Consider the following 26,851-nt stretch of genomic DNA (forward strand, 5'->3'; position numbering starts at 1 on the left):
CAGGGACTTTCAAGGCTTTTAGAGAAATTCACCTTGTCCCTGATTCATATCAGTAACACTCACCTCCGGATGGTGATATCTTCCCCTTCCTTTTGTTCCCCGGAGGAGTGAGAGATCAATTGCCTGGACCGGACAATAATTGAGGCATGCACAACAAAGTTCACAATGATGATGGTAAACCGGCCGTTCATTCTCAAATGAAATATTTTTCACCGGACAGACTTTCACGCAGGCTCCACATCCGGTACATGCATCTGACACTGAAAATTTCTCATCCAGGGTGTGAACACTTTTTGCAAAACCTCCGTATAATGCAGCCTGCATGAGTGACGAAAGAATAAACATCCCAATCTTCTGATGTTTCTCTTCACGGATGCTTTCTGCAATTCGTTTGATCCGGATATCTGCATCCTGAAGGATCTTTGTAACTTTTAGTCCGGATGGAGGAACATAGAGCGGCGGAAAATTCCCTGGCATTTTTACAAGAAACCCTGCATCAAGACCTTTTGTATTATGTTCGAGAAGGTCGTTATTCATCATCTTAAGAGCAGAACCCCCTGTTCCTGCAAATGTTGCAATGCCAAAGACATAGGATGAATTCCGGATATTCAGACGGGATAAAAATTCTCTCACCAGAACAGGTATTCCAGCATCATATACCGGACAGATAATACCAACTTTCCCGGAAGGAGGAATAACTTCAGAACTCTCTTTCATTACCGACGGAATGGAAATAATATTGGTATCTCCAAGAATTGACGCAAGGTTTTTGGCAACTGAAAAAGAATTTCCGGTGCCTGAAAAGTAATAAAGAGTGGTGTTCATGTCTTTTCACCGGCAGACCGAATAAGGGAACTCAGATTTTCTATCATTTCAGGATTCTGAACATCTTTTTTATCAAGAACTGCATCTCCTGATACCTGAAGACCCATATCATTCATTCGTTCTCTGAATGAAGAAACTGCTTCCAGTCCGCTATTTTTTGCCCCACATGTCAAAAAAAGAAATGCCTGTGACCCTTTACACCCATTAAGAGCACGGATAGCTCCGTTTATTACCGGAGTTGGTTTTCCTGCCCAGACCGGAGATGCCATTACCACCATGTCATACCCGGAGACATCAATTTTTTCAGGAGTCACTTCATCCACCTCTCCTTTCATAGCCCGATAGCACCCTTTCGGATAAACCATTAAGGATGAATAGGGATGTTTTGGCACTATTTCAATAGAGTCAGCAGAAAGAATGCTCTTAATTTTTTCCACAACAGCTTTTGTAATTCCTGAATAGGAATGATAAATTATAATCGTTTTCATATAGTCACCTGCACAGCAAATTATTCATAAGATTTTTTCGTCAAAATTTGTATACATCAAGAATCCGGCTTACAAATTCATTACGCTTTTCATGATCAAAGGCATCTTTTCCAAGAAACACCTCTTCATCCACAACCGTAACTCCCCGTTCTTCTAAACTTCTTCTCAGGATAGGAAGACAATCACCTGGATTATTGCAACAGGTTGTACATATCACCACTTTTTTTCCTTCACATCCGATAAGGCCTGAAATAATGCTATAGGAAGCAGGGGCCGGTTTCCATGCCCATACCGGAACTCCAAGAACTAAAAGATCGTAATCCGAGACATCGATTGATTCCGGAGTAACCGGATCCGGCTCTTCTTTTCGTGAACTGATACATCCGGTGGTATAAGCAGTAAAAGTCCCATACTTTTTCTTTGTTTTAACAAGAACAAAATCACCTCCACAGACTGCATGAAATCCCTCCATCAAGGCTTTTGTTGTCCCGGTATAAGAGAAACAGATAAACACAATGTTCAAAGGATTTTCAATCTTCTTCTCCAGAATAATCTGTTTATCACACCTGGACTGCACCAGCGACTGCATGTCATGAAAAAGACCGTCAATCTCTGCCAGACGACTCCGGTTAAATGAGAAGAAGACATGAAATCCTATCCTCTCCGATTCCACGATACCTTCATTTTTTAGAATTTTCAAATGCTGGGATACCGCAGGTTGGGAGATCCCAAGCTCTCTGGCAAGGTCCCCGACACCAAGTCTTCCGGTCTCATCCATCGCCAGAAGATACACAATACAGAGTCGGTTGTAATCACCGAGGGCTTTGAATACCGGTGCCATTTTTTTTGCTACCCGGCATTCATCAGGACATGATTCCGGATATGGTAACTCAGTCATAAAGGCTTATAGCTAATTACTTATAATCTTATAATATGTTTTTGATCTAAAACAGAAAAAAATTCAGGTAAAACCAGCCAATACAAAATTTTGAAATATCCTCTGAAAAATTATGAATATCCGGCCAGTAAGGAATTCATGATCCGGTTTTCAGCTTTACGAAGATGCTCGGCAACCGTTGCCTTTGAAAGACCGGATAGGCGGGAAATATCTTCCAGGGTAATTTTCCGGGGATTTTGATAATATCCCTGTTTCTTTGCGAGCATAATTACTTCCTGTTGTTTTTTTGTGAGTGTCTGCATGAGATCATAGGGACCGAATGTTGCCTTTTCATAAGAAATATCCCTGATCTCACCGAGTAATGTTTTTGTAAGCCGGAGCATATGATTCAAAGATTTTTCATCACCAATCACGCTGTAAATAATTCTATCATTCGTCAGGATTGTTGGAGTTGTCCAGATAATTTCATGGAGTAAAAAACCGCTGAAATACTGATATGAAGAAGGGGCGGTTCCACGAAACAGGAGGATGGATTCTTCTCCTGATTCCTGAAATACCGAAAGAATATCAGCTCCGGGAGGAAATTCAATATCATTTAAGGAGTATCCCGGATTACAGATAAATTTTGCAATGCCAAGTTTGGTTCCTTTTTCTACATCAAGTCTTATGATTCTGATAAGTTCAACTGATTTTACCACCTCGAAAAATTTTTTATTATAAAATCTTCTTACAATGCCGGATAACTGGCATTCTACTATCATCTTCCTCATAAAATCCCTTCAGGGTTTCCTCACGGATATACTATGTTCATTGTACCTCATGGTAATTGAACCATACATGTATGGCAAAGCCCCTATGTATCCGGAGCATAGATTCTTGTATACTGGTGCTGATACTTCCATTTATCGAATAACCACCCCAAAACGACCAGGAGTATGACATTTAAAATGTATATCAAAATTTGTATAATCAGTATTGCTCTCCTCTTCCTCATGGGAGTTTTTCCGGTGCAGGCAGCAGACCCTGCTATTGTCATCACCGATTACGAAGTGACTCCTTCGGTTCTTATGCCGGATGAAAAAGGTATTGTTACAGTAACACTTTCAAACACCCAAGTCACCGGAACCACTCCGGTTTTATCACCAGATGAATCAGATTCGGATTTTAGTTATCTTACTTCATCTTCGATAATTGACAGCGTATTTCTTGATGGAAAAAAAGATATTGATGTTCTTGCCGGAAACGGCCAGTTTGAAGGTAAGATAGGAGAAGGACAATCAATTAAGATATCTTTTGTGATACGGGCACCACCACAAAGTGGCCTTTATTTTACTCAGCTCCTGATTAGGATCAGAGACCATGAATACATAAAATATCCAATTGCAATAAATGTCAATACTCCGATTTCCACTGTAAGGCAACCGGCACTCATCCTTTCTCAATCATCTTCAGGACCTATTAAACCAGGAGAATCATTTCCGGTGAAAATTACCCTGACAAATATGGGCATCAGTCAGGCAGAAGATATCACCCTCCGGGTCAAAGAAACCGGTTTAAATATCGCTCCCCTGCAGACAAATGCATTTCATATTGCAAAACTCCGTCAGGGAGAAGAATCTTCCGGAGAAATTACCTTTAACACAGATAAAAAAACTACATCAGGTATACACAAGATTCCAGTTGAAATTGCATTCACCACTCCGGATAAAGGTGAAACCCAGGTCACCGAAACCATATCCCTTGATATCAGGGGAGAAGCTGATGTCTCCATCATGTCACTGGAGACCGACCCGGAAAGAATACAGGAAAACTCTCCATTCGATCTGGTAATCAGGCTGGACAATTCAGGGACAGGAGATGCAGAGTCGGTTCGTGCCTCTCTTGACCTTCCGTTTCAGGGAACAAAAGAAGCGTTTGTAGGAAGAATTGAACCATACAATGATGCTCCGGCGGTATTTGTCCTCGAATCCGGAGAACCCGGAGATTATACCTATAACCTGAATATTGAGTATAAAGACGACTGGGGAGAACACCAGAGAACAGAAAACCTGACACTAGCGGTCATAAAGCCCCCGGACAACACAGTATCGTATATAATTTTCCTCATTCTGGTTATCACATGCCTTGTCGGGTACCGGTTCTGGTCACGGAGAGGAGACGTGTGAATGCTCACCGACTTCAAAATTTCTTTTTTTCTGGCTGTCCGGATGCTCAGGCGTTCAAGTAAGACCGGCACCCTGCTTACCATTTTTATTATCGCGATGGTCTTTACCAACATGATCTTCCTGTCCTCGGTGATCGGAGGTTCTATTGAACTCATGAACGAACAGACAGTAGATTTCTATATTTCAAATATTATTATCAAACCAAAAGAAGATATCCGGTTCATTGACAATACATCAAGTCTTGTATCAAAAGTGAACCGGATTCCGGGAGTTTCTCATGCATCTGCCAGGTATGAACTTGGTGCATCATTAAACCATAAGTCAAACGAGATAGCTCTTCCTGTCATAGCATTTAATCCGGATGATGAGAAACTGGTAACTAAAATCCATGAGATGATGAAAGAAGGCCAGTTCCTGACCAGGGAAGACAGGGGTCAGGTAATCATCGGGAACTATGTCGCCGGAAACGTGGATGAAAGCAAAGACTTTTTTGAATCACTCGGAGGAGTAAAAACCGGAGATTCGATTACAGTCAGTTTTGTGAACGGAGTGTCGAAGGATTACCGGATTAAAGGAATATTCCAGACAAAATCATACCAGACCGACTACAAGGTATTCATCTCCTGGAATGAAATGGAAGAAGTCCTTGGGTATCCCCTTGACCAGTCAAACGAACTATTGGTAAAAACCGAAGCAGGAACAACTGAAAAGGAAGTAAAAAGGACCATGCTTTCCTATGGGATACAGGAACAAGTGAAAACCTGGAAAGAACAGGCAGGTGGTCTTTTTGATGAATCTATTGAAAGTTTCCAGATAATAAATAATATTACCCTGATTGTCAGCCTTATCATTGCAATTATTGTCCTCTTTATCATCATCATGATAAAAACACTCCACAACAAAAGAGAGATAGGAGTGCTCAAGGCAATCGGAATTGATGAAGACATCATCATCCAGAGTTATGTAATACAGACACTAATCATCGGAATACTAGGCATTACCATTGGGTTTTGTATCATCCAGACACTTATTGCATATTTCCTTGCCTACCCTATAGAATTTCCGGACGGAAATGTATCACTCTATGTTGAAACCGGGATCATGATTGAAAGTGCTGTCCTGCTTATCATAGCTTCTATTATCGCCGGATATCTTCCGGCTTCACGGATTGCCAAAGAAGAGATACTTACCGCCATGAGGGGATAGAGAATGGCAGTAATATCTGTTAAAGATCTCTACCGGGTGTATAAACTTGGAAAAGTGGATGTACATGCATTAAACGGAGTTACCCTTGACATAACAGAAGGCGAATTCGTCGGAATTATGGGGCCTTCCGGAAGCGGAAAATCCACCCTTCTCTACCAGATGAGTCTGCTTGACAGGCCGACATCAGGCTTAGTTACCATACAGGGCAAGAATGTCGGAGGACTTACTGATCACCAGAGAACGCGATTCCGCTTAAACCATTGCGGGTATGTATTCCAGGATTATGCCCTTGTTCCGGAACTGACAACCGAAGAAAATGTGTACCTCCTCCCCATGGCCCAGGGAAAACCGGATACTGAAAGTATTGATACAGCCAGGGAAATACTTGGAAAGGTCGGACTTTCAAACCGGCTGTCACATCTGCCTCGTGAACTTTCCGGCGGAGAGCAGCAGCGGGTTGCGATTGCCCGTGCCATGGTAAATAAACCGGATATTATTTTTGCTGATGAACCCTGTGCAAATCTTGACAGTGTGAATTCAAAGCGAATTCTTGAGTTGTTCAAAGAACTCAACCAGGAAAACGGTCAGACTATTGTCATGATCTCACATGAAGATGAAGATATTGAGTATTTTGACCGGGTAATCCGGATATTTGACGGGAAAAACCGAGAAAGATAAAATTTTTAGGTTTTTTTCTTTCTTTTAACAGGCTCTTTCACCCGTTGATCAACCGGACCAGTTTTACTCTTTTCTTCTGAAGCAATTTTTTCTATTTCATCCTGGTAGGTTTTACCCCAGCTAAAAAGAGCACATAATACCGGAAACACCGTTTTTCCCAAATCAGTAAGACGGTAGTCCACCCGTGGAGGGATCTCCGGATACATGGTTCTGATAATTATCATATCTGATTCCAGTTCCCGGAGCTGTTTTGTCAGCATCATCTGAGTAATACCTGGGATACACCGCTGCAATTCTGAAAAACGCTGAGGATTATCTCTGATATGCCAAAGGATCAGCGGTTTCCATTTCCCACCGATTACTGACAAAGAAATTCTGATAGGAGATTCATCTTTTGGAAGAAATGAACTCATACTATAATTAGTATGATATTGCAGTGTATATATGAAATTGCAGACCACTCAATTTTTCATACCGCTTCACACATAATAAGTAATGATAAACAACGTACCGGATAAAGAAAAACTGGTAAAAATTTCAACAGATCTTTGTAATGGGTGCGGAATATGCAGCACCGTATGTCTGTTTCAGATTATCACCATGAATCCGGATACTCATCTTCCGGAAGTAACCTCACCGATTGATAAGGCTTGTAACAGGTGTGGGCAATGTGAAGCATTTTGTCCAAATTCCGCTATAATAATCTCTGATTCTCCTGATGAAAAAATAAGAAGAACAGATTATGCCCTTTTACCAAAAGAAAAAGAGATCCGGGAACTTGTGCAAAACAGACGTTCCATCAGACATTACATGAATAAACAGGTTCCAAAAGAGACCATAGAATCTATACTTGATATCGTCCGGTATGCCCCAACAGCAATGAATCTGCAGGAAGTCAGATGGCACGTGATTTCAGAGCAGGAAACAAAGGATGAAATTATTTCTCATACAGTCAACTGGATGAGAAAACTCATTTCAGAGGAACGAACAGGTGATTTCAAAGCCGGAGAATTATTCTCAAAATTTGTAGAGAGGTATGACAGGGGAGAGAACATAGTAACCCATAATGCACCTCATCTCCTTGTTACACATTCACCACAGGAAATCACAACCGCGTTCCAGGATGCAGTTATTGCGACCAGTTATCTTGATCTCATAGCTCCGGTCTTTCATTTAGGGACATGCTGGGCCGGACTCATAAAAAGAGCAGCAGATAATTCCCCTGATGTCCTGAAATCCCTGGGACTTCCACAAGATAACATTCCTCACACCATCATGATGCTGGGATATCCCCGTTTAAAGCCTGTGAATATTCCAAAGCGAAAACCAGTATCAATAACTTGGAAATAACATACCCTTTTAGATTCCATTTTATGCCAGGAATGCATTGAAAGGAAAAAAGCCTTTAAAGGAAGATTTACATTTCCCTACCATAATGCAGGGTGAAAAGCCCACAATACTCATCCGCATAACAGGTTGAATCAGACCGGAGTGTAAAATCAGGACATAAGACATTTTTAAATAACTCAATCCATTGTGAACGGAGCATGTGATATTCAGTTCTTGTGCCCCGTGGTTCAGTCAATAGTGAAACCAGTTCTGTCATCAGGAACGAATCAATGCAATCAATCACGATTTCTACCGGAGCATCATAGGAGAAAACAAAATCCATGATTCTGCCATACGATTGGTATACAGATAATGCAAGTTCAGGAGAATCTAAATCCGGAGTGTCATTATTTGCATCCATTTCAAAAAGAAGAAAATTATCAATCCAGGGTTTAAGTCTTGAAAGATGGACCTTTTTGTCTTCTATGGGCATATGGTGATAGGCAAGAGAACTCATCGCAATATCAAAATGCCGGTCTATTGATTCTGAACAGTCCTGAATTCGTGCATTATCAGTTGTAATTAAAACATCAGGAAATGCAGCGGATACTTTTTCCCGTGCCATTGAAATCATGGCTGATGAGGGATCGATAAGCAGAATTTCTAAAAAACCAGGAACTTTTCCTGTTTCTAAAAGATGTTTTAAAAGCCGGACCGTAAGGGCTCCATCCCCACACCCGATATCCATATACCGGGTTTTCTCAGAATATTCCGGCAATGAATGAGCGAATTGTTTTATCATGTTAGTCCGGGCCAGTTCCATGACCGGAACAGTAGAAAAATGAATAAACGGACGTGGATCTTCAAATGCCACGGCAGGTTTTTTCATCATCCCATTATGACGTTTTAAAAACCCGAGCAAAAAGGTAGACGAATAAAGCCCGGCCTCTTCACACAATGTTCCGGCATACAGCCAATCTCCGGTCCGGTCATATTGTCCCTTACTTGCAAGCAGAGTTCCGATATAATAATAAAATGCAGAACGAAGATTTGACCGGATCAACGATTCATAATCCGATGGGGCTTTGGAATTTTGAAGAATGCCCTGTGCATATTCATTCCAGAGAGTTCTTTCACGATCTGATAAGAATAACATGATGTATTCATTCCCATTTCAGAATATGAATTATCACCGATATCAAAGATCCGGTTTTCACAATCATGATTTTCTATATGCAAAAAACTTTATAGTGCCTCATAACAGATTGAACATATTCTCACGTAAAAAATGGGATTTCTAGGTTTCTGTACATTTTATAGGGCGAGTATCGAGGGATCATGAATGAAAACCATCTATGTCCGGCAGGAACGGTGTGTCGGGTGCAGACATTGTGAAGTAGCCTGTGCTATTGAACACTCTCATGGAAAGAGTTTGCTTTCAGCAATCCATGAAGAAACAAAGTCAAACCCACGCATCTTTGTAGAGGTCATCGACAATTACCAAAAATTCCCAAATCGGTGCAGACATTGCGACCCTGCCCCCTGTATGCAGGTCTGTCCGACCGGATCACTACACCGGGACGAAAATACCGGTTCTGTCCTTGTAGATTACCTGAAATGTATCGGATGTGCCGTCTGTGCAATGGCATGTCCCTTTGGTATCATCCAGTTTCGAAAAGTCCCGGGACTGGAACTTTCCCGGGAAGTCAATGCAAAATGTGACAACTGCATCGGCAGACTTGAGGAAGGACAAATTCCGGCATGTGCAGAGGCATGTAAAACATCTGCACTTGAATTTGGCGAGGTAAATGACCTAATCCGGGTAGCCAGAACTGATTTTACCACCCGGATTATTACCTCACGGGGAGCTGAAACCGAAGTTCCCGTAATTCCGGAAAATATCAAGGCATTTCAGGCAGTAATGGAAAAACTTGCAACATTATCATAATCAGGGGAGGGAAAAAACATGACTGGAAAGGAGAGTATTGAGATAGCACAGCAGAGAGCAATGGACAGAACCGACCAGGAGATCATCACAAAGACGATTGAAGAAGGAGTGGAAACTGCATGGGACCGGTTTGCATTACAACAACCCCAGTGTGGATTCGGACAACTTGGTGTCTGCTGTAACAATTGTGCCATGGGACCATGCAGGATTGATCCTTTCGGAGGAAAAACATCACGGGGAGTCTGTGGTGCAGATGTCGATACCATTGTTGCAAGAAACCTGCTCGATGATCTCTGTGTCGGAGCTGCTGCTCACTCCGACCATGGAAGAGAAGTTGTGGAGGTTTTACTTGAGACTGCTGAAGGAAAAGCACAAGGATACCAAATTACCGATGTTGAAAAACTAACGGTACTGGCAAAAGAATATGGCATAAAAACCGATGGCAGAGATCCAAAGGATGTTGCAAAAGATCTTGCAATCGGAATACTGGAAGAGTTTGGAACGGTTAAAAACAGGCTCCAGCTCTCCGAGAGAGCTCCAGAACCGACCAGGGAAATCTGGAAAAAAGCAGGAGTCATGCCCCGGAGTATTGACCGAGAAATCGTGGAGGCAATGCACAGGATTCACATGGGAGTCGATGCTGATTATGTAAACATCCTCCTTCACGCCATGAGAACCTCACTTTCCGACGGATGGGGGGGATCAATGGCTGCAACAGAGTGTTCAGACATCCTCTTTGGAACACCTACACCCATTACATCCATCACAAACCTTGCAACACTCAGCAAGGATAAAGTCAATATTGTCCTTCATGGCCACAATCCCCTGCTCTCTCAGATAATTGTTAACACTGCAGAGGATGCTGAGCTGAAGCGACTTGCCGAAGAAAAAGGTGCAAAAGGCATCAATCTTGTCGGCATGTGCTGCACGGGCAATGAACTCCTGATGAGAAGTGGTATCCCTATTGCCGGAAGTTTCCTGGACCAGGAACTTGCAATTGCAACCGGTGCAGTCGAGGCAATGATCGTTGATTACCAGTGTATTTTCCCCTCGGTTCCGGCTACTGCAAGCTGTTACCATACAAAAGTGATTACCACCAGTTCCAAGGCCAAGATAATCGGGGCCAGTTACATGGAGTTCAACCCGGAAAATGCCGTGGATACTGCAAAGAGTATCATAAAGCTGGCTATTGAGAACTTCCCGAACAGAAATCCGGACCGGGTCAGGATCCCGGAACGGCCCATGAAACTGATGGCAGGATTCTCCGAAGAGACTATCAGGAAAGCTCTCGGAGGTTCATATAAAGCACTGATTGATGCCATTGTTGCCGGAACCATCAAGGGATGTGTCGGAATTGTCGGCTGTAACAATCCACGGATTAAACAGGACTATGGACACATTACCCTTGCAAAAGAACTTATTAAGCGAAATATTCTGGTTGTTGAGACCGGATGTTCTGCAATTGCCTGTGGAAAAGCAGGCCTCTTAGTCCCTGAAGCTGCTTCCCTTGCAGGAGAAGGGCTTGCATCGGTATGTAAACTCCTGGGAATTCCACCGGTCCTTCACATGGGATCCTGTGTTGACTGTTCAAGAATCCTGGTGCTTGCTGCAAATATTGCAAAAGAACTCGGAGTAGGAATCGGGGATCTCCCCATTGGCGGAGCCGCTCCGGAATGGTATTCACAAAAAGCCGTATCAATCGGGACCTACTTTGTCTCTTCCGGAGTGTACACGGTCCTTGGAATCCCTCCAAAGATCTTCGGAAGCAGCAATGTATTGAACCTGCTTGCAGACGGGCTTAAAGGAATCACCAACTCTGCCTTTGCGGTGGAACCGGACCCGGTAAAAGCTGCAGACCTGCTTGAAGCTGAGATCAACCGGAAGAGAAAGGCACTGAACATCTGACCTTCTCTCCCCTTTTGGAGAAAATAATGGATGAAAAGATCCTTGACGAGATTATTGCACACTATCCATCCCAATCCGGGAAAACCCTCGGAATATTACGGGAAATCCAGATCAGGGAGAAACATATTCCGATGGACACCCTGAAACTGCTTTCAGGAAAAATCGATGTTCCGCTATCCAGGCTCTACGCACTTGTTACCTTTTACTCATTCTTCAGTCTCAAACCGGTCGGTGAACACCTGATTACCGTCTGCATGGGCACTCCCTGTCATGTGAAAGGAGCAGAAAAAATCCTGGAGTCCCTGGAGGAGCATCTTGGGATATCCGAAGATACACAGGATGGTAAGTATCTGCAGACGACGCCGGATAACAAGTTCACGGTCGAGATTGCACGATGTTTTGGTGCATGCAGCATGGCTCCGGTCCTCCGGGTAGACGGAGAACTCCACGGGTATGTAACACCCGAGATGATCCCGAAAATCCTGGAAAAATACGGGTGGAAACGATGATCATCACATCACATGAAGACCTCGAATCTGTCCGGAAGAGAGGACTTACAAAAATTCAGCCCAAACACCCGAGAATAGGAGTCGGCACTTCATCATGCGGGATAGCAGTCGGAGGCATGCAAATCTTTGACCGGATGCAGGAGTTAATACAAAAAGAAGGCTATGATATCACGCTTGTAAAGACCGGATGCATCGGTTTTTGCAAAGAGGAACCGATTGTCTCGGTCACTATCCCGGGAAAATCACAGGTACTGCTTCACAAAGTCCGGCCGGATGATGCTGAACGGATAATCGCCCTTGCACTAAAAGGAGAAATCCCGGAAGATCTTGCTCTTTGCAGAATTCCTGACTGGGATCATATCACCGGAAACCTGGTATATGGAGACGGGTTTGAATCAGTTCCGGACTATGGAGAGATACGATTCTTTTCCCACCAGAAAAAAGTAATTCTCCGGGATTCCGGGCTCATTAACCCTGAGGATATCGATGAATATATCGGCATTGGCGGATATTCTGCTGCCTTTAAAGCCCTCAACAGTATGGATCCGGATACTATCATCGAAGAAGTGAAAAAATCCGGGCTTCGGGGACGGGGAGGTGCAGGTTTTCCTGCAGGTCTGAAATGGGAGATCACAAAAAAGGCCCCCGGAACTGAAAAATTCATCGTGTGCAATGCCGACGAAGGAGATCCCGGTGCTTACATGAACCGGAACGAGATGGAGAGTGATCCCCACATGCTCCTTGAAGGTATGCTGATCGGGGCATACGGGATGGATGTCCATGAGGGACTTATCTATATCCGGGCAGAATACCCGCTTGCTATCGAGCGACTCACCCTTGCTCTTGACCAGGCACGGGCATACGGACTGCTTGGAAAAAATATCCTGAATTCAGGGTTTGATTTTGATATCCAGATCGCAACCGGTGCAGGAGCATTTGTATGTGGCGAATCGACAGCCCTTGCAGCATCCATCGAAGGAAAAACCGGCAGACCAAGGCTCCGTCCCCCAAGACTTACCGAGAAAGGAGTCTTTGGGAGACCCACTGATCTCAATAATGTTGAGACATGGTGCAATGTTCCGGTTATCATCACCAAAGGAGCAACCTGGTATTCTGATATCGGGGCAAAAGGGAACACCGGTACCAAGGTCTTTTCCCTTGTTGGGAAGGTTGAAAATATCGGCATGGTTGAAGTGCCTCTTGGTACTTCTCTTCGGACTATCATTTATGATATTGGAAGCGGGGGTGCAGGAGGTAAAGAAGTAAAAGCGGTCCAGACCGGAGGGCCGTCTGGAGGATGTATCCCGGTCAGGCTCTTTGATACCCCGGTTGATTTTGAAAACCTGAACATGGTGGGTACTATGATGGGTTCCGGTGGCCTCGTTGTTATGGACGAGGATACCAACATGGTTGATATTGCCCGGTATTTTATCAACTTTGCTTCAAGTGAATCATGCGGTAAATGCGTCCCATGCCGTGAAGGATTAAAGCATCTGCTCCTCATCCTGAACCGGATCGTATCCGGAAAAGGAACACGTGATGATATCGAAATATTGAAAGAATTGTCTGATACCGTTCAAAAAACATCCCTCTGCGGATTAGGCCAGACCGCACCAAACCCGGTCCTGACAACGCTCCAGTATTTTGGAGAAGAGTATGAAAAACTCATTGCACCGGAGGGGAAGTAACATGTCACTGCTCGGAAATGGCAAACGAATGGTTACGGTAACCATCAATAAAAACCAGTACCTGGCAGAGGAGGGCGAAATATTCCTGCTCACTGCTAATCGACTTGGTATTGACATTCCTCACCTCTGCTATGAAAAAGCCCTTGAACCCTATGGAGCCTGCCGGCTCTGCATGGTTGATGTGGTGACCTGTGGAAAGACCGATATGACTCCGGCATGTACGATTCGTGTCCAAAACGGCCTTGAGATTCTTACCGACACCCCGCAGATCATAAAACATAGAAATCTGCTTTTCGAACTCTACCTGGCAGAGGCTCCAAAGTCAGAAGTCATCAAAGAGATGGCTGCAAAATATGGTGTCACAAAAACACGGTTCCTGAAAAAAATCGTCCATGATGATCCTCTACAGGGAAAATGTATCCTTTGCGGGCTTTGTGTCCGGGTCTGTGAGGAGATAATGGGAGCGAGTGCCATTAGTTTCATTAACCGGGGGCCATACACGGTAATAAACACCCCGTTTTATGAACATAATCCGGACTGTGAAGGGTGTGCTGCCTGTGCCAAAGTTTGCCCCACGAATGCAATCGTTTTTGAAGACATCGGAACAAACCGGGTCATGCAATCCTGGTCAGATACCACGGTTCCCCTGATGATCTGTCCGGAATGTGGAAAACCCTTTGCACCACAACGGCTGATGGAAAAGGTTCTGACAAAACCTGAATCCGGATTGATCGAAGAAATAAAAGACCTGTGTCCTGAATGCAGGAGAAAATATTTTACATTAAGAGAAATCCGGAAGATACCAACAAATGGAGGTCAGGCATGAAGATTGACGATTCAACCACTACTTGGAGACAAATATAGATGAGCGGACAGGGATTCAGGGTAGTGATTACCGGAAAAGGAGGAGTCGGTAAAACCACAATCACCTCGCTCCTCTCTCATCTTTTTGCACAAAGAGGATATTCAGTCCTTGCAGTGGACGAAGATCCCCAGATGAACCTTCCCTATGCTCTTGGTGTTCCTGCTGAAGATACTGAATTAATTGTTCCGCTCTCAAAGAACCTTGACTACATTGAAGAAAAAACGGGAGCAAGACCTGATTCCGGGTATGGCCTGATGCTCTCCCTAAACCCGGACGTATCAGACGTAGTGGAGAGATTTGGCATGAAAGGTCCGGACGGGGTGAATATCCTGGTGATGGGCACGGTGGTAAAAGCTGCAACCGGTTGTCTTTGTCCGGAAAACACCCTTCTGGATGCAGTCATGAGGCATATCAACCTCCGGGAAGGAGAGATTATTCTGATGGACACCCAGGCAGGGGTTGAGCATTTTGGAAGAGCACTTGCAAAAGGATTTAACCAGGCGATACTGGTTGCCGACCCGACATTTAATTCATTACAGGTCGTGAAACATGCCGCAGAACTTGCCAGGGAACTTGGTATTCCGGATATTCACCTTGTCATAAACCGGGTCAGGTCTCCGGGTGATATCAGGAAAGTGAACCAGTTATTAACAGGCTTCGAAGAGTTATTTTCAGGAAAATACTTCATACCCTATGATGAGATGATGATTATGTATGATCCGGATGTCCGTCCCATGCTCAGCGAGCAGTCTGAATTTGTGGACGGAGTCAGGGAACTCCAGATGACGCTTGAGATGCATGGGCTGATGAGAAATTAAAAATCGATTTCAGATTGTGGATTAAATGGAATTCTAAATGAGATGAAATCATATATCATGAGAGGTATTATATTTGATACCTTATGTCCTTCATCTCTCCATCGGATGACATTCGATCAATTACAGATCTAAAACATCATACCCGTGAAATTTTAGACCAAATCCATAAAACAGGCCGCCCAATTTTTCTTACCGTAAACGGCCGTGCCGACTCAGTACTACTTGATGTAAAGCAATACGAAAAATTAGTCCAGGCAGGAACTATTGCCGGATTACTCAAAGCTGCTGAAGAAGATATTGAACAGGATAAAACCAGGCCGTTTAAATCCTTTATCCAAGAGTTCAAATGTCTGAAAAACATTTAATGTTGAAATCACTCAATCAACAAAGACTGATTTGGAAAATATCTGGGAATACATCCAACAGACTGATCCAGAAGCAGCACTAATCTTCATCCATACCCTTGAAAAGCATATTTCTTCATTAGAGCAATTTCCTTTCCGGTGTCAACAGATTCCGGTAAAGACTCGTCAGAGTGACTGTTAAAACAGGTGAAACTTAGCTTGTCTGGCCGGAATCCGGATTAATCATCAGTGAAGAAACATCGACTGCTTCAAAATCCGTCCCTTTGATATCCCGGAGTGTCTTTAATGCTTCATTATCCCACCGTTCATCCGGAGTACCAGATAAATCCCATGATCCACCTGCATTATCAGCAACAATGACTCCGTATTTCTTCATTGCCTCCATGATGACTTTTGCCTGGTCCGGATAACCGGAGGTATCAAATGATGACTTCAATCTGAATCTCTGTCCCATAGGCGGGTATTCGGGACTTGTAATGTCAGAAGCATAATGTCTGGCCGGCCAGACAAAGGCTTTCTGTGTTGATATTGCTGTTGTTCTAATAGCATGTCTGATCTCTCCGGAAGCTACTTCATCATATTTTACAAGGCCCGGGAGAATGGGCAGACCAGCAGCATCCGCCGAAGTGTAACAGATCGGCCGGAGCGTATTACTTAAGAGATCGTAGACTGCTCCGGCTCCTGCGGTCCAGGTACCGTCAGGATTTTGAATTGCTTTATAGAGTTCATACAGGATTGCATTATCCTTGTCAATAATGAGCATATGATAATCATGATCCTGTTGAATGAGCGGGTTTTCCGGGATCGGGTATGGCCCACAATCACTTTCAGTATAATAATGAATACTGACATCGACCTTTGGCTGATCTCCTGATACTACATTATAGGGTATTCCCCAGGGGACACCATTTTTGAATCCTGAATAAAATTGTGGTTTTACCGTCTGGTCTTCTCCTCCCATAGTCCGGATATAATCTACCGAACGATCATCGACCGGAAGAGTGTCAATCGGAACATTCCAGATATTGTCACTTGGAAATATCGAAACTCCCTGAATTGATGGTCCGGAAGTTGTGCTGAAAGCAGTTACCTGATTTGTATCAGTTATTGTCGGTGAAACCGGATCTGTAATAAGATCACTCACAAGTGGCTGAGATACTACCGGAACGGACTTATCCATGGAGGGTTTTGAAATAGTTGGTGTTTGTGAAGAAGGTATCGAGGGTTTTGGTATGTTTAATGAAACACTGGTGGAAATTGGTGAAGATGATCCAGTATCCGTGGCAGTCGCTACGTTTATGGTCATACCCACAAACAGGAATAACATAATAATAATCACGGTAATCTTTTTTGATATCATAAATGTGCCTCAAAAAACACCGATAACCATCATCCTGATCTTAATTCATCATATCAGGGAAATTTCCTAAAAAAAGCAATGAATGCACTACAGATTTTAAAAAATGAAAATAAAAGCCGGACAAAAGATCACAACACATAGATAGAGCATTGCAGCCACAAGTTATATATATTACTAATTTTTGCTCTTCATTATCGAATACTTACAGAAAATATCTACCTCAAATTCAAATATTGCTTAAAATAAAATTCCTCTTATTATCGCTTTTATTCCAAAATCTCTGAAACCTTACCAAAAACATACACAATTATCTATTACCCCGGTTATTCTCTATCATGAAATGGCACTCCTGGATAGGAATAATATCACTCATTTTTTATATGGTTTTTTTATCTCCGGTACTGGGCGTATCAGTGGTTTCACCCGAAACAGAACAAATATTCCAGAATATGACCCCGGAAGAGAGAGTAGGACAACTCTTCATGCCAGCAATATCATCCGGATCCTCAAACGGAACACAGGAGATGACTCCGGAATTAGAAGAAATGCTAAGCCAAGTCCATCCCGGAGGAGTTATCCTGTTTGCACGGGACATCTCTTCAGTAGAACAACTGGTAACTCTCACCGATAATCTCCAGAATGCTGGATCACTTCTTGAAAGCGGAGAAGAGGTTCCGTTATTCATTTCAATTGACCAGGAAGGAGGACAGATTACCAGACTTCCCTTTGGTCCCCGGATGCCCGGAAACATGGCCCTTGGTGCCAGCCGGTCGGCAGAAACCACCAGGGAAGTTGCCCGGACCATTGGGGATGAAATCTCTTCACTAGGAATCAATATGAACTTTGCTCCGGTCCTTGATGTTGAAACAAACCAGAACAACCCGGTTATCGGGATCAGATCATTTGGTGCTGACCCGGAGTTGGTCTCAACACTTGGAGATGCATACATCACTGGAATGCATGATGCAGGAATCATCTGCAGTGGAAAACATTTTCCCGGTCATGGTGACGTTGATATCGACAGCCATCTCGGACTTCCACTTGAGAACCATACAAAAGCCAGGATGAACGAGGTAGAACTGGTCCCGTTCAAATCTGCCATTGGATCAGGAGTGGATGCCATCATGACCGCCCATATCATATTCCCGGCGTATGATAATTCCACCAACATTCTCGAAGACGGCACAGAAGCCAAAACTCCGGCAACTCTTTCAAAACCCATCCTTACCGGACTGCTCAGGGATGAACTCTCTTTTGACGGACTTATCATCACCGATGCCATGATGATGAAGGCCATCGTAGATAATTTCAAAACCGGAGATGCAGCAGTGCGGGCCATCCGGGCCGGAGCAGATATCATCCTCTTCCCGGACCCGGCTATTGAGGCATATACTGCAGTTCTTACATCATATAAATCAGATCCGGAGATACGGACCAGAGTAGATGATTCGGTAAAACGAATCCTTGCCATGAAAGAGAAATATGGAATTATTGATCTCTCACGTTCCGGCAATACCAGTGATTTGAATAACGATTCACGAATTGCATATGCACAGAAGATATGTCTGGGAGAAGAGGCCTTTATGGTCGAACAGGAGGAAGCAGATAAAACCGTCACCCTCGTTTCAGACAAAAATAATCTCATCCCCCTTTCCGGAGAGAATCTCCGAAGTATCATCATATTCTCTCCGACAACCTCATTTACTAATGAAACATCAGAGGCTGTGAATGAAACTTTACAACGTCAGGGTTATTCCCCGGAAATATTCTCATTTACATACCAGAACCAGGTAAATCTTTCAACTGACCAGAAAATTGCTGTGACGAATGCTTCACTAATAATTCTTGGAACAAGTTCATCCAATGCAACACAACGGACTGATAACTATTTCATCCCACTGTTTTCACGTGATTTACTTGACTTCGCCAGAGACTATGATCTTCCGGTAATAGGCCTTTCATTAAACCAGCCTTATGATATCATGTATATGCAGGACATCCCGGTGTATTTTGCTACCTATGCAGGAAGAACCGGAGGTCAGAATGTCCGGTCTGCAGTCAGGGCAATATTTGGTGAGATCCCAATAACCGGCACTCTTCCGGTTGATATTTCAGAGGAAAATGGGACCATAATTTATCCAATGAACTCCGGAATCATTGAATAAATTCTTTTTTTGGATTCGGTCGAGGTATAATACAGCTGGATAATCTGACATATGAATTGTTTAAAAAAAGACTATTCCAGGTCCTCATCATATGACCCACCTTCATATGCACACATACCTGTCCGGGGAGAATTACATATCGGGAGCAGATAGCATTCATCAAGATCTTCGTCAGAGCTGCAATCAAGACACAGGACCGTATCATCATCGTTTTCAAGATAGTGATAAACCGCAGGTTTTCCACATTCAGAACAGGCGATTTCCGGCTTAATGTTCATGGCTAACATGAGCATTTTTTTCGGATCCTTTTCCCAGAGAATAATATCGGCAACTTTCAGCCTGAGTTCAGTTGTAGTGCCAAAATCATACTCATAGGAAAAAAACATCCCCGGACAGAGAACCTTCTCGAGTTTTACTTTTGTAGATTTTGTCGGGTAAAATGAATCATCCGGATCTGAAGATGGTGCCTGGTATTCAATTCCCTCAATAGTAAAAGCACTAAGGTGACCACAACATTCTACCCATATGTCACGTAATGCCTCGTCCAGATCTGCAAGGATTGCATTGGGTTTTGCGAGAAGAATCATCCAATAGGGAGATGAATAAGGAGTATCAACCAGAATGATGAACCGTTCTTCACCTGATGTCACCGCATGTTTTTTCTTCAGATGTGTCGCAGAAGTTCGTTTCGTTAATGGCTCCTCACAGAGATAACATCTTCCGGGTGTCGGGATCTGTTTTGCCATAGTAAATTATATGGCTGATAAGTTATTTGAATTTTCGAGATTTCTTATCATTGATTCTCCTGGCCGTCACGACCTCTGACATCATAACCCGGAAAATCGCTCCCCGTTGCTATTGTCCTTTAAAAGCTCATATCTAAACTTTTTCAGTACGGTGAACTGAACCGCTGAATATGGAGAGACGCAAGATTGATGCAATTCTGACCATAAATAGGAGAGTAAAAAAAGTTAAGTAATGGAAAGCAGTTTACTTTAATTTTTTCTCGAGCTTTTTGAGTTTTTTCTTAGCTGAATCACTACCTGCTGCCGCCTGCTTCGCAAGTTCTTCTGCCTTAACCTTTTTCTCTCTATTGAGCTTAACCAGTTGTTTTTTACTTGTTGGCATATTACTTCTCACTAGGATTTAGGCTGATCGTATTTGGTTTTATCCCTCTTCACAATATATTCGGGTTATGGAATCAGATGAAATCAGTTTCTCTGATTCACCTATCACTTCCTGATCCGGAATTGACTTCAACCATTCAGAAAAATGGAGTGAACATATAAAGACCAATATTACTCATTTTCTTTCATCACTATTACAAACAGAATTGGCATATGAAACAATACGAGGATACAGTCCGGAGATTATATCTGCTAGGTTTTTCTGTCCATACGAGTAGGGAGCTTTCCCAAGCAGGCTTATCGGAATAACCTCCTGACCATTACATTGAACTGGCTCAACCGGCCCATCTCCTTCAAAAGTAAAAAATCCTACAGGATTTTCTGTTTTTGGTATCGTGATTCCTGAAGAAAGGAACCCGGATTGCACAGTTTGAGGAACACTTATCTTTGGCAAATCAGATCCGGGACGGATCTTTTTCACCGCCTGGATTATCTCTTCCCTGCTTTTCCCCCGGATATAAAAAAGAAGCCAGGGATTTTCATCCAGGGCCTCTGCAATAAAGTAACATGCAGCGATGACATGAATACAGGAGTTATTCACATCACCACAACTACAATAGGCATAAAAACCGGTAGAGATTGAGGGAATAAAATAAAATTTGTGATCTTGTAATATCCGGACAAAAGTCTCTGATAACTCTCCGGAGATCAATGCCCCGCTAAGTGCCGTATCTGCAGCGATGATTCTAACCAGATTTACCCACTCTGCGTCTTTTAACTGAGATACTACAAAATCAACGTCACGAATAGTATATCCGGAACAACTGATACCGATCTTAATCCGTCCGGGCTCAATAATCAGTCTGCATGCTTCTCTTTTCCTTGCACATAAAAGCCCCTTTGAAAGTCTTTTGTTCTCAGCTGAAGACTCCATTATCCGGATAAATTCCCGTGAACACCATGTTTTACCTACCGGTTCAATCTGAGCTTTGAGTTTAAGTTTTCTTTCAGGAGGAACATCATTGATGGTTTTAATCCACCAGCGGTTTTTCCGTCTCATTTATCCTCCTCATCGGAAAAAACACTATCACGAAGTGAAACAATCTCCAGCAGTTCCTGTGTTGAAAGATTTGTCAGATACTCATCTCCATGAGCCAGCACTTCCCGGGCAAGTGTTCGTTTTTCCTGATTCATCACATCAATACGTTCTTCAAGTGTTCCGGCTGCAATCATGAGATGAACCTGGACTTTCCTTTTCTGACCAATCCGGTACGTCCGGTCAGTTGCCTGGTCTTCCACTGCCGGATTCCACCACCGGTCAATATGAAATACATGAGTTGCACGAGTCAGATTGAGACCAGTCCCTCCAGCTTTTAGTGAGATTACAAAAACGGATGGTTCATCAGTATTTTGAAACTCATCTATCAGTTGTTCACGATTTTTTCGCGTTACTGATCCGGTAAGAAGTAAAACAGGAACACCGGTGTGTTTTTTAATCATCTCCGCCAGTTCCTGTGCAAAAGTTGCATACTGACTGAAAATGAGAGTAGAATCTCCTTCTGCAAGAATCTCGTCAAGCATCTCAAATAATCGCCGGACCTTTCCGGAACGATCTGACTTTTTCTTGTTATCCCCGGTAACAAGTCCGGGATGATTACATATCTGTTTAAGGCGGGTTATTGCAGCAAGTATGGCTCCTCTCCGGGCAATACCTTCTACCTTATCGACATTTTCTGCAAGTTCCACGACTACGGCCTGATACAGGGTTGCCTGTTCCTTTGTAAGAGTACAGTACTCCCGAGACTCCATTTTTTCCGGAAGGTCGGAGATAACATTCTTGTCAGTCTTCATTCTCCGTAAAATAAAAGGACTGATAAGAGAGCGAAGTTCTTTTGTCAATTCAGGATCTTTTTCCTGCTCAATAGCCCGGATATACCGGGACGTAAACGCATGCTCTGTTCCAAGATATCCGGGGTTTAAAAAGTCCATGATTGACCATAGTTCAAGTAACCGGTTTTCTACCGGAGTGCCGGTAAGTGCAACCCGCCTCTCCCCGGAGAGAGATTTAACCGCTTTTGTCTGGTTTGTATGGGGATTTTTGATATTTTGTGCTTCGTCAAGAATAATTGCAGACCATGTAACCTGGCTTACATGATCAAGATCCCGGGCTGCCAGGTGATAGGTTGTCAGGACCAGATCATATGAATTTATGAGTCTGACAAATTCATCTCCCTTGCACCGGTCAGTTCCATGATGAACCCATGTCTTCAGTGATGGAGCAAACCGGTTAATTTCACGTTCCCAATTTCCAACAACAGACATAGGACAGACAAGAAGTGCCGTATTCATTCCGGGATCAAGTTCCCGGAGATAGAGTAGCCAGGCAAGTGTCTGGGGGGTCTTTCCAAGCCCCATGTCATCTGCCAGACAGGCACCAAAGCCTCTCCGGTTGCAGTTAAACAAAAAAGAAAAGCCTTCCTCCTGATATGGCCGGAGAATTCCATGAAAGGTGTCTGGAACAATACATGAATGCTCTTTCCTGTCATTTCTAATAAAATTCAAAAGGTCTGCGACCCAGTCATCTTTAGCATGAACTGAAACTGACAAATCCGGATCCTGTATCCCAATCAGCGAGAGACGAAGCAAATCTTCGGTTGAATTCGCACCTTTTGTAGTTCGTTTATGAAAATAGTCAAGAGCACGCTGTATTGCATCTGTATCAAAAGTTATCCATCTGCCACCTATTCTGACAAAGGGAGCTTTCAGTTTCACTGCTTCCCAGAATTCCTCCGAAGAATATGATTCTTCGCCGATTGCAATCCGGTAATCAAATGATAAAAGTTCATGAAAGCCCAGCATTCCGGTCTGATAACCAGGATTTTTCCTTCCGGCATGGAGTTCAAGCCGTGGTGTATATGTTTTATCTGTCCACCAGGCAGGAAGAAGAACAATTACTCCTTTTCTGCGGATTTTTTCGAGGTCTGACCCTAAAAATTCTGCTGCTTCAGTGAGGGTTAACTTGGCTCCGGTGGGTTTTTCGATGGAGAGATATTTCCAGAGTACCGAGGAAGATGCGGCTGCTTTGCCTATTCCTGCAATGAGCATATTCCGGAGATATGCCGCCGGCGGAAGTAATCCTCCATGTTCGTTTGGTAAATTCCATATTGTTTCAGCAGGGATGATAAGGGATGAATCTACCTCAGATATCAGAAAGAGACTGACCTCCCAGGGTTCTGTTTCTCCCTCCGGGGGATCTCTGACAAGAATGCAGCATTGAAATTCTGGAAACCTGTCTACACGGGCATATGTCAGCCATTCCCTTAACTCACGGGAAAAATTTCTATCATACCCGGTTTCCTGTCCGGAATAGGTACATCCGGTAAGGTCCGAAATAAATCGCAAACAGTTCAGTTCTGATTGATACCGTGGTTCCTGCTCTTCATCCAAAGAAAAATTTGTAAAAGCACGACGAATGATTACCTGCATCATCTCCAAAAGCACATTCTGGACTCTTTCTCCCGGCTTTGGAAACGAGGGTTCTTTCGAGAGACGAGGCAGAGAATACCTGCATACTTTTGGCATACGACCTGATATCTCAGTTACCCATGCGAAATCTTCAGGAGAGAGTGCAGGAATCCAGGATGCATGATATCCATAGAAAGTCCGGTCACTAGTTGGTTTGAACTTTCCTCCTTTTACAAGGTTTACGGCACTTTCAGTTAGAACGGTAAGATAATGAAACGAATCACCTGCGATAAACCGGTCCTGTCCGGATTGGTGATTTTTCCAGAGATCAAAGAATGAATCATAGGAAAATAGAATTACAGGCACATACACCGGAACCAGAGGTAATTTTTCAACTTTTTTTGAATTTTTGCCGCTTGTTAAGAACACCGATGAAGGAGGAACCTTATCTGATACAGGGAGGTAAAGGATCCACCTGGTTTTCTTATACTCTTCAGTGGTATCAAAACTTTCACGGATAAGTGTCTCTAAAGAGAGATGATCAAGGGCATGAGGATATTCACCCGGTTTGTCCGGATCATTCTTTGGTTTTTTCCGGAACGCTTCCGGATTATCGGTAATATATTCTGCAAATAGCGCAACTTCTCTGACCGCCGGATTTGTCAGGGCATGTAGAACAGGGAGTGAAGATATTGATGATTCTTCTTTATGCTTATATTGAACTGGTGATAGGGATTTGTAACTCACACCTTGGCCCTCAGTTGGTATAGCAAGGTATCCTCCTGCTCTCATAATAGAATTGTTATGAGATGGAATAACGTGAAAATTCAGGGTTTAATTTTTACCAGGACTAATCCTTCTTCCTCCAGCCAATCCCAGGCTCTGCTTTGAGACCGGTCATCTTTCCAGGTATACCATTCTTGTTCGAGATTTAGATATGCCCGGATAAAATCTTTGAATCTTCGAAAGGCTCCTGAACCCTTGATGGTCTGGGAAGCGAGGTTTTGGATAACCGGATCTTTTATCTCATCAATAAAGAGTTCCATGTTTGTATACCCATCCTGTGAGTTGGTCCGGATTGGAAACAATACATATCTCCCGGTGTCATGATCAATCTATTCTTATATCACGGTATTGATCCTCTTATATGAAACATTTCAGGGATCTCACGTATGAAGATCTCAACACATGGTTTGGGCAAAAGACTGTTTCAAGAGGGAAATCATACCAGAAAGGCGGACAGGTGGTAAATGTATATCAGATTGCGGATGACGTACTTTGCGGGGAAGTTCAGGGCAGCGAATTATATCATACAGTAGTTTCTTTATCAGGCAATCGTACCTCAACCTGTTCATGTCCGGTGGAGATTGATTGCAAGCATGGAGTAGCATTGATCCTTGAATATCTAAACCAGATAAAGCAGGGAACCACGATATCAAAACCGCCTTCTAACGAATATGCCAAAAAATATAAACCTCTTCTTTCATCTGAATCGGAGAGCCATGATCTTCCCATTCTATCTTTCCAACATGAAAAACCGGTAACAAAGGATTATTTAAAAACACTCTCAAAGGATAAACTAATTGATATCATTCTATCAAGTATCGAGGGATCCCGGAATATTGAAGTGTATCTTGACCGGAGACAGAAGATGGAAAAAAGTTCTCCGGAATCTTCAATCGATGCGATTATCGCAGAGATAGATGAAGTGACATCGGAGGAATTGGATTATTCTGACTGGTATGATATGGATGAAGATGATGCACCTGATTATTCCGGGATCCTGGAAAGTTTCAATGTTCTGTTAGAAGAGAAACGATATGCTGATCTCATCAGACTCGGACTGATTCTTCTTCAAAAAGCCAATCATCAGGTTGAGATGGATGATGAAAATGGAACTATTAGTTCCCGGATTTATGATTGTATTGCAGTAGTCGCAGAAGCAATTGAATCATCAGATCTTCCTCAATATCAAAAATTATTATATGCGATTGAGTTTCTTCAGGCAGATGAATATTCCCTGGCAGATGACATCAGGGATTTTTTCAATCGTTCGCATCCGGAATCAGAGTGGTCAAAGGTTGCTGATAAACTCCTGAAAGAGCAGAATTCTAAAAAAATAAAGGAAGGATACCCGCCCAGTTATCGAAAAAAATCTCAGGCTGACTGGATAGAAATGGCACTTGAGAAATCCGGAAGAACTAATGAGGCGATTGGTTTTTCTAGGATTCTTGCTGAAAAAGAGGGTAGAATTCTTGAATTTATCGAATTACTTGACCATACGAACCATAAGAGAGAAGCAATTGAATGGATCAAAAAAACGGTTAACCAAAAGCCTCAAGATCCACATAGAGTTGTCCTATTCCTTCATAAGATGAAAAAAATATTTGAAGAGTCAGGTGATTGGCTCATGATGACCGCTCTGGATACTGAAGATTTTTTCCGTGATCCAAGGATCGGCGGTTATAAACAAATGATAGCATCAGCAAAGAAAGCAGATATTGCAGACTCACTCATGCCATATATCCAAGATTATCTAAAAGAAGGTACTATTCCATCTTCTGCGAAAAATGGGAGTATCATCCCGGGAGTACTCCCGGAAACCGGTGTTGTGTTAGGGAATCGGTATGCTCGTGTAAACCCTCCGGTAAAGCCAATCCTTCTTGAAATAGCATTGGATAGTAATGATCCTGATGGGGTATTGGAATGGTATGATCCGAATGAGAGTAGAATCAGGTATGGCTCAATAACTAGTCCGGATGATAGGATTGCAGATGTACTTGCAGAAAAATATCCGGAGAATGCTATTGATATCTGGAAAAAACAGGCGACCCAGATAATAAATATGAAAGTCCCGGACCATTATCATTTTGCAGTTCAATACCTTATGAAAATCCGGGATATATCAGTAAAAACCGGTAAAACCGCTGAATTCTCTGAATATTTACAAAACATTAAGACAGAACACGCACGGAAAAAAAGATTCATTCAGGAGCTTTCTGTCCTTGAAGGCAGGACCATACTCGAAGATATATGAATTTTATTGA

27 protein-coding genes are annotated in these 26,851 nt (G+C 43.1%); 15 read left to right on the forward strand and 12 right to left on the reverse strand.

Translation table 11 applies throughout. From position 1 onward, the window contains the following. Positions 1–18: 18 nt before the first annotated feature. From DLD82_RS00455 to DLD82_RS00470, 4 genes are all read right to left on the reverse strand, one after another. Entirely contained in the window at positions 19–825 is an 807-nt protein-coding gene (locus DLD82_RS00455; RefSeq protein ID WP_109939132.1) for an EFR1 family ferrodoxin, read from the reverse strand. After that, positions 822–1,313, reverse strand: a complete 492-nt coding sequence (locus DLD82_RS00460) for a flavodoxin family protein (RefSeq protein WP_109939133.1) — start codon at positions 1,311–1,313, stop codon at positions 822–824. The genes DLD82_RS00455 and DLD82_RS00460 overlap by 4 nt, the downstream gene beginning before the upstream one ends. A gap of 40 nt (positions 1,314–1,353) precedes the next feature. Further along, positions 1,354–2,211 (reverse strand): metalloregulator ArsR/SmtB family transcription factor, encoded by an 858-nt coding sequence (locus DLD82_RS00465; RefSeq protein WP_109939134.1) that lies wholly within the window; start codon positions 2,209–2,211, stop codon positions 1,354–1,356. A 110-nt stretch (positions 2,212–2,321) separates the two neighbouring features. Beyond that, positions 2,322–2,972, reverse strand: a complete 651-nt coding sequence (locus DLD82_RS00470) for a helix-turn-helix domain-containing protein (protein WP_181391167.1) — start codon at positions 2,970–2,972, stop codon at positions 2,322–2,324. A gap of 186 nt (positions 2,973–3,158) precedes the next feature. Here DLD82_RS00470 and DLD82_RS00475 point away from each other — a divergent pair, with 186 nt between their 5' ends. From DLD82_RS00475 to DLD82_RS00485, 3 genes are read left to right on the forward strand one after another with little or no spacing between them, the layout of a single operon-like run. Next, the gene (locus DLD82_RS00475; protein ID WP_109939136.1) at positions 3,159–4,376 is read left to right on the forward strand and encodes a COG1361 S-layer family protein; all 1,218 of its coding nucleotides are present in this window, start codon (positions 3,159–3,161) and stop codon (positions 4,374–4,376) included. Beyond that, complete coding sequence (locus DLD82_RS00480) at positions 4,377–5,582, forward strand: ABC transporter permease (RefSeq protein ID WP_109939137.1); 1,206 nt, start codon at positions 4,377–4,379, stop codon at positions 5,580–5,582. A 3-nt stretch (positions 5,583–5,585) separates the two neighbouring features. Continuing rightward, positions 5,586–6,260 (forward strand): ABC transporter ATP-binding protein, encoded by a 675-nt coding sequence (locus DLD82_RS00485; protein ID WP_109939138.1) that lies wholly within the window; start codon positions 5,586–5,588, stop codon positions 6,258–6,260. A gap of 5 nt (positions 6,261–6,265) precedes the next feature. On the opposite strand, the gene DLD82_RS00490 is transcribed toward DLD82_RS00485, so the two are convergent. After that, a complete protein-coding gene (locus tag DLD82_RS00490; RefSeq protein WP_109939139.1) occupies positions 6,266–6,673 on the reverse strand; it encodes a winged helix-turn-helix transcriptional regulator in 408 nt (135 codons plus the stop codon). Between the two features lie 82 nt (positions 6,674–6,755). Here DLD82_RS00490 and DLD82_RS00495 point away from each other — a divergent pair, with 82 nt between their 5' ends. After that, positions 6,756–7,610 carry a nitroreductase family protein gene (locus DLD82_RS00495; RefSeq protein ID WP_109939140.1) on the forward strand — a complete coding sequence of 285 codons (855 nt, stop codon included), beginning with the start codon at positions 6,756–6,758 and terminating at the stop codon, positions 7,608–7,610. 67 nt (positions 7,611–7,677) lie between these two features. Here the strand turns inward: DLD82_RS00495 and DLD82_RS00500 are convergent, their stop codons facing one another. Next, positions 7,678–8,745 (reverse strand): class I SAM-dependent methyltransferase, encoded by a 1,068-nt coding sequence (locus DLD82_RS00500; protein WP_109939141.1) that lies wholly within the window; start codon positions 8,743–8,745, stop codon positions 7,678–7,680. A gap of 186 nt (positions 8,746–8,931) precedes the next feature. Here DLD82_RS00500 and DLD82_RS00505 point away from each other — a divergent pair, with 186 nt between their 5' ends. The 8 genes from DLD82_RS00505 (at position 8,932) to DLD82_RS00540 (ending at position 15,868) form a co-directional block, all read left to right on the forward strand. Further along, positions 8,932–9,537 carry a 4Fe-4S dicluster domain-containing protein gene (locus DLD82_RS00505; protein WP_109939142.1) on the forward strand — a complete coding sequence of 202 codons (606 nt, stop codon included), beginning with the start codon at positions 8,932–8,934 and terminating at the stop codon, positions 9,535–9,537. 18 nt (positions 9,538–9,555) lie between these two features. After that, positions 9,556–11,442: an anaerobic carbon-monoxide dehydrogenase catalytic subunit gene (cooS, locus tag DLD82_RS00510; RefSeq protein WP_109939143.1), complete on the forward strand. Its 1,887-nt coding sequence runs from the start codon at positions 9,556–9,558 to the stop codon at positions 11,440–11,442. Between the two features lie 26 nt (positions 11,443–11,468). Further along, positions 11,469–11,951: an NADH-quinone oxidoreductase subunit NuoE family protein gene (locus DLD82_RS00515; protein ID WP_109939144.1), complete on the forward strand. Its 483-nt coding sequence runs from the start codon at positions 11,469–11,471 to the stop codon at positions 11,949–11,951. Further along, a complete protein-coding gene (locus DLD82_RS00520) occupies positions 11,948–13,639 on the forward strand; it encodes a NuoF family protein (RefSeq protein WP_109939145.1) in 1,692 nt (563 codons plus the stop codon). The genes DLD82_RS00515 and DLD82_RS00520 overlap by 4 nt, the downstream gene beginning before the upstream one ends. 1 nt (position 13,640) lies before the next feature. Then, positions 13,641–14,465 carry a 2Fe-2S iron-sulfur cluster-binding protein gene (locus DLD82_RS00525; RefSeq protein WP_109939146.1) on the forward strand — a complete coding sequence of 275 codons (825 nt, stop codon included), beginning with the start codon at positions 13,641–13,643 and terminating at the stop codon, positions 14,463–14,465. A 38-nt stretch (positions 14,466–14,503) separates the two neighbouring features. Beyond that, the gene (locus DLD82_RS00530; protein ID WP_109939147.1) at positions 14,504–15,322 is read left to right on the forward strand and encodes an ATP-binding protein; all 819 of its coding nucleotides are present in this window, start codon (positions 14,504–14,506) and stop codon (positions 15,320–15,322) included. A gap of 83 nt (positions 15,323–15,405) precedes the next feature. Continuing rightward, positions 15,406–15,687 (forward strand): type II toxin-antitoxin system Phd/YefM family antitoxin, encoded by a 282-nt coding sequence (locus tag DLD82_RS00535; RefSeq protein ID WP_109939148.1) that lies wholly within the window; start codon positions 15,406–15,408, stop codon positions 15,685–15,687. A gap of 7 nt (positions 15,688–15,694) precedes the next feature. Next, complete coding sequence (locus DLD82_RS00540) at positions 15,695–15,868, forward strand: type II toxin-antitoxin system RelE/ParE family toxin (RefSeq protein WP_109939149.1); 174 nt, start codon at positions 15,695–15,697, stop codon at positions 15,866–15,868. Between the two features lie 12 nt (positions 15,869–15,880). Here DLD82_RS00540 and DLD82_RS00545 read toward each other — a convergent pair whose 3' ends face one another. Further along, the gene (locus DLD82_RS00545) at positions 15,881–16,867 is read right to left on the reverse strand and encodes a hypothetical protein (protein ID WP_146199642.1); all 987 of its coding nucleotides are present in this window, start codon (positions 16,865–16,867) and stop codon (positions 15,881–15,883) included. On the opposite strand from DLD82_RS00545, the gene DLD82_RS00550 reads away from it, so the two are divergent. Together DLD82_RS00550 and DLD82_RS00555 are read left to right on the forward strand one after the other, a co-directional pair. Continuing rightward, positions 16,866–17,117 (forward strand): hypothetical protein, encoded by a 252-nt coding sequence (locus DLD82_RS00550; RefSeq protein ID WP_109939151.1) that lies wholly within the window; start codon positions 16,866–16,868, stop codon positions 17,115–17,117. The genes DLD82_RS00545 and DLD82_RS00550 overlap by 2 nt on opposite strands. A 310-nt stretch (positions 17,118–17,427) precedes the next feature. Further along, positions 17,428–19,212, forward strand: coding sequence for a glycoside hydrolase family 3 protein (locus DLD82_RS00555; protein WP_219968273.1), 1,785 nt, complete (start codon positions 17,428–17,430; stop codon positions 19,210–19,212). 71 nt (positions 19,213–19,283) lie between these two features. Here DLD82_RS00555 and DLD82_RS00560 read toward each other — a convergent pair whose 3' ends face one another. The 5 genes from DLD82_RS00560 to DLD82_RS00575 form a co-directional block, all read right to left on the reverse strand. After that, positions 19,284–19,958, reverse strand: coding sequence for an IS1096 element passenger TnpR family protein (locus tag DLD82_RS00560; protein ID WP_109939153.1), 675 nt, complete (start codon positions 19,956–19,958; stop codon positions 19,284–19,286). A gap of 244 nt (positions 19,959–20,202) precedes the next feature. Further along, positions 20,203–20,340 (reverse strand): hypothetical protein, encoded by a 138-nt coding sequence (locus DLD82_RS18335; RefSeq protein WP_181391169.1) that lies wholly within the window; start codon positions 20,338–20,340, stop codon positions 20,203–20,205. Between the two features lie 174 nt (positions 20,341–20,514). Continuing rightward, complete coding sequence (locus DLD82_RS00565; protein ID WP_109939154.1) at positions 20,515–21,399, reverse strand: SWIM zinc finger family protein; 885 nt, start codon at positions 21,397–21,399, stop codon at positions 20,515–20,517. Then, complete coding sequence (locus tag DLD82_RS00570; protein ID WP_245920325.1) at positions 21,396–24,551, reverse strand: DEAD/DEAH box helicase; 3,156 nt, start codon at positions 24,549–24,551, stop codon at positions 21,396–21,398. Before DLD82_RS00570 ends, DLD82_RS00565 begins: the two co-directional genes overlap by 4 nt. An 80-nt stretch (positions 24,552–24,631) precedes the next feature. Further along, positions 24,632–24,919, reverse strand: coding sequence for a UPF0158 family protein (locus tag DLD82_RS00575; protein WP_109939156.1), 288 nt, complete (start codon positions 24,917–24,919; stop codon positions 24,632–24,634). 32 nt (positions 24,920–24,951) lie between these two features. Here DLD82_RS00575 and DLD82_RS00580 point away from each other — a divergent pair, with 32 nt between their 5' ends. Next, on the forward strand, positions 24,952–26,841 hold the full coding sequence (locus DLD82_RS00580; RefSeq protein ID WP_109939157.1) for an SWIM zinc finger family protein: 1,890 nt from the start codon (positions 24,952–24,954) through the stop codon (positions 26,839–26,841). Positions 26,842–26,851: the final 10 nt, after the last annotated feature.

The sequence above is a fragment of the Methanospirillum stamsii genome (assembly GCF_003173335.1).
GTDB classification, from domain to species: Archaea; Halobacteriota; Methanomicrobia; order Methanomicrobiales; family Methanospirillaceae; genus Methanospirillum; species Methanospirillum stamsii.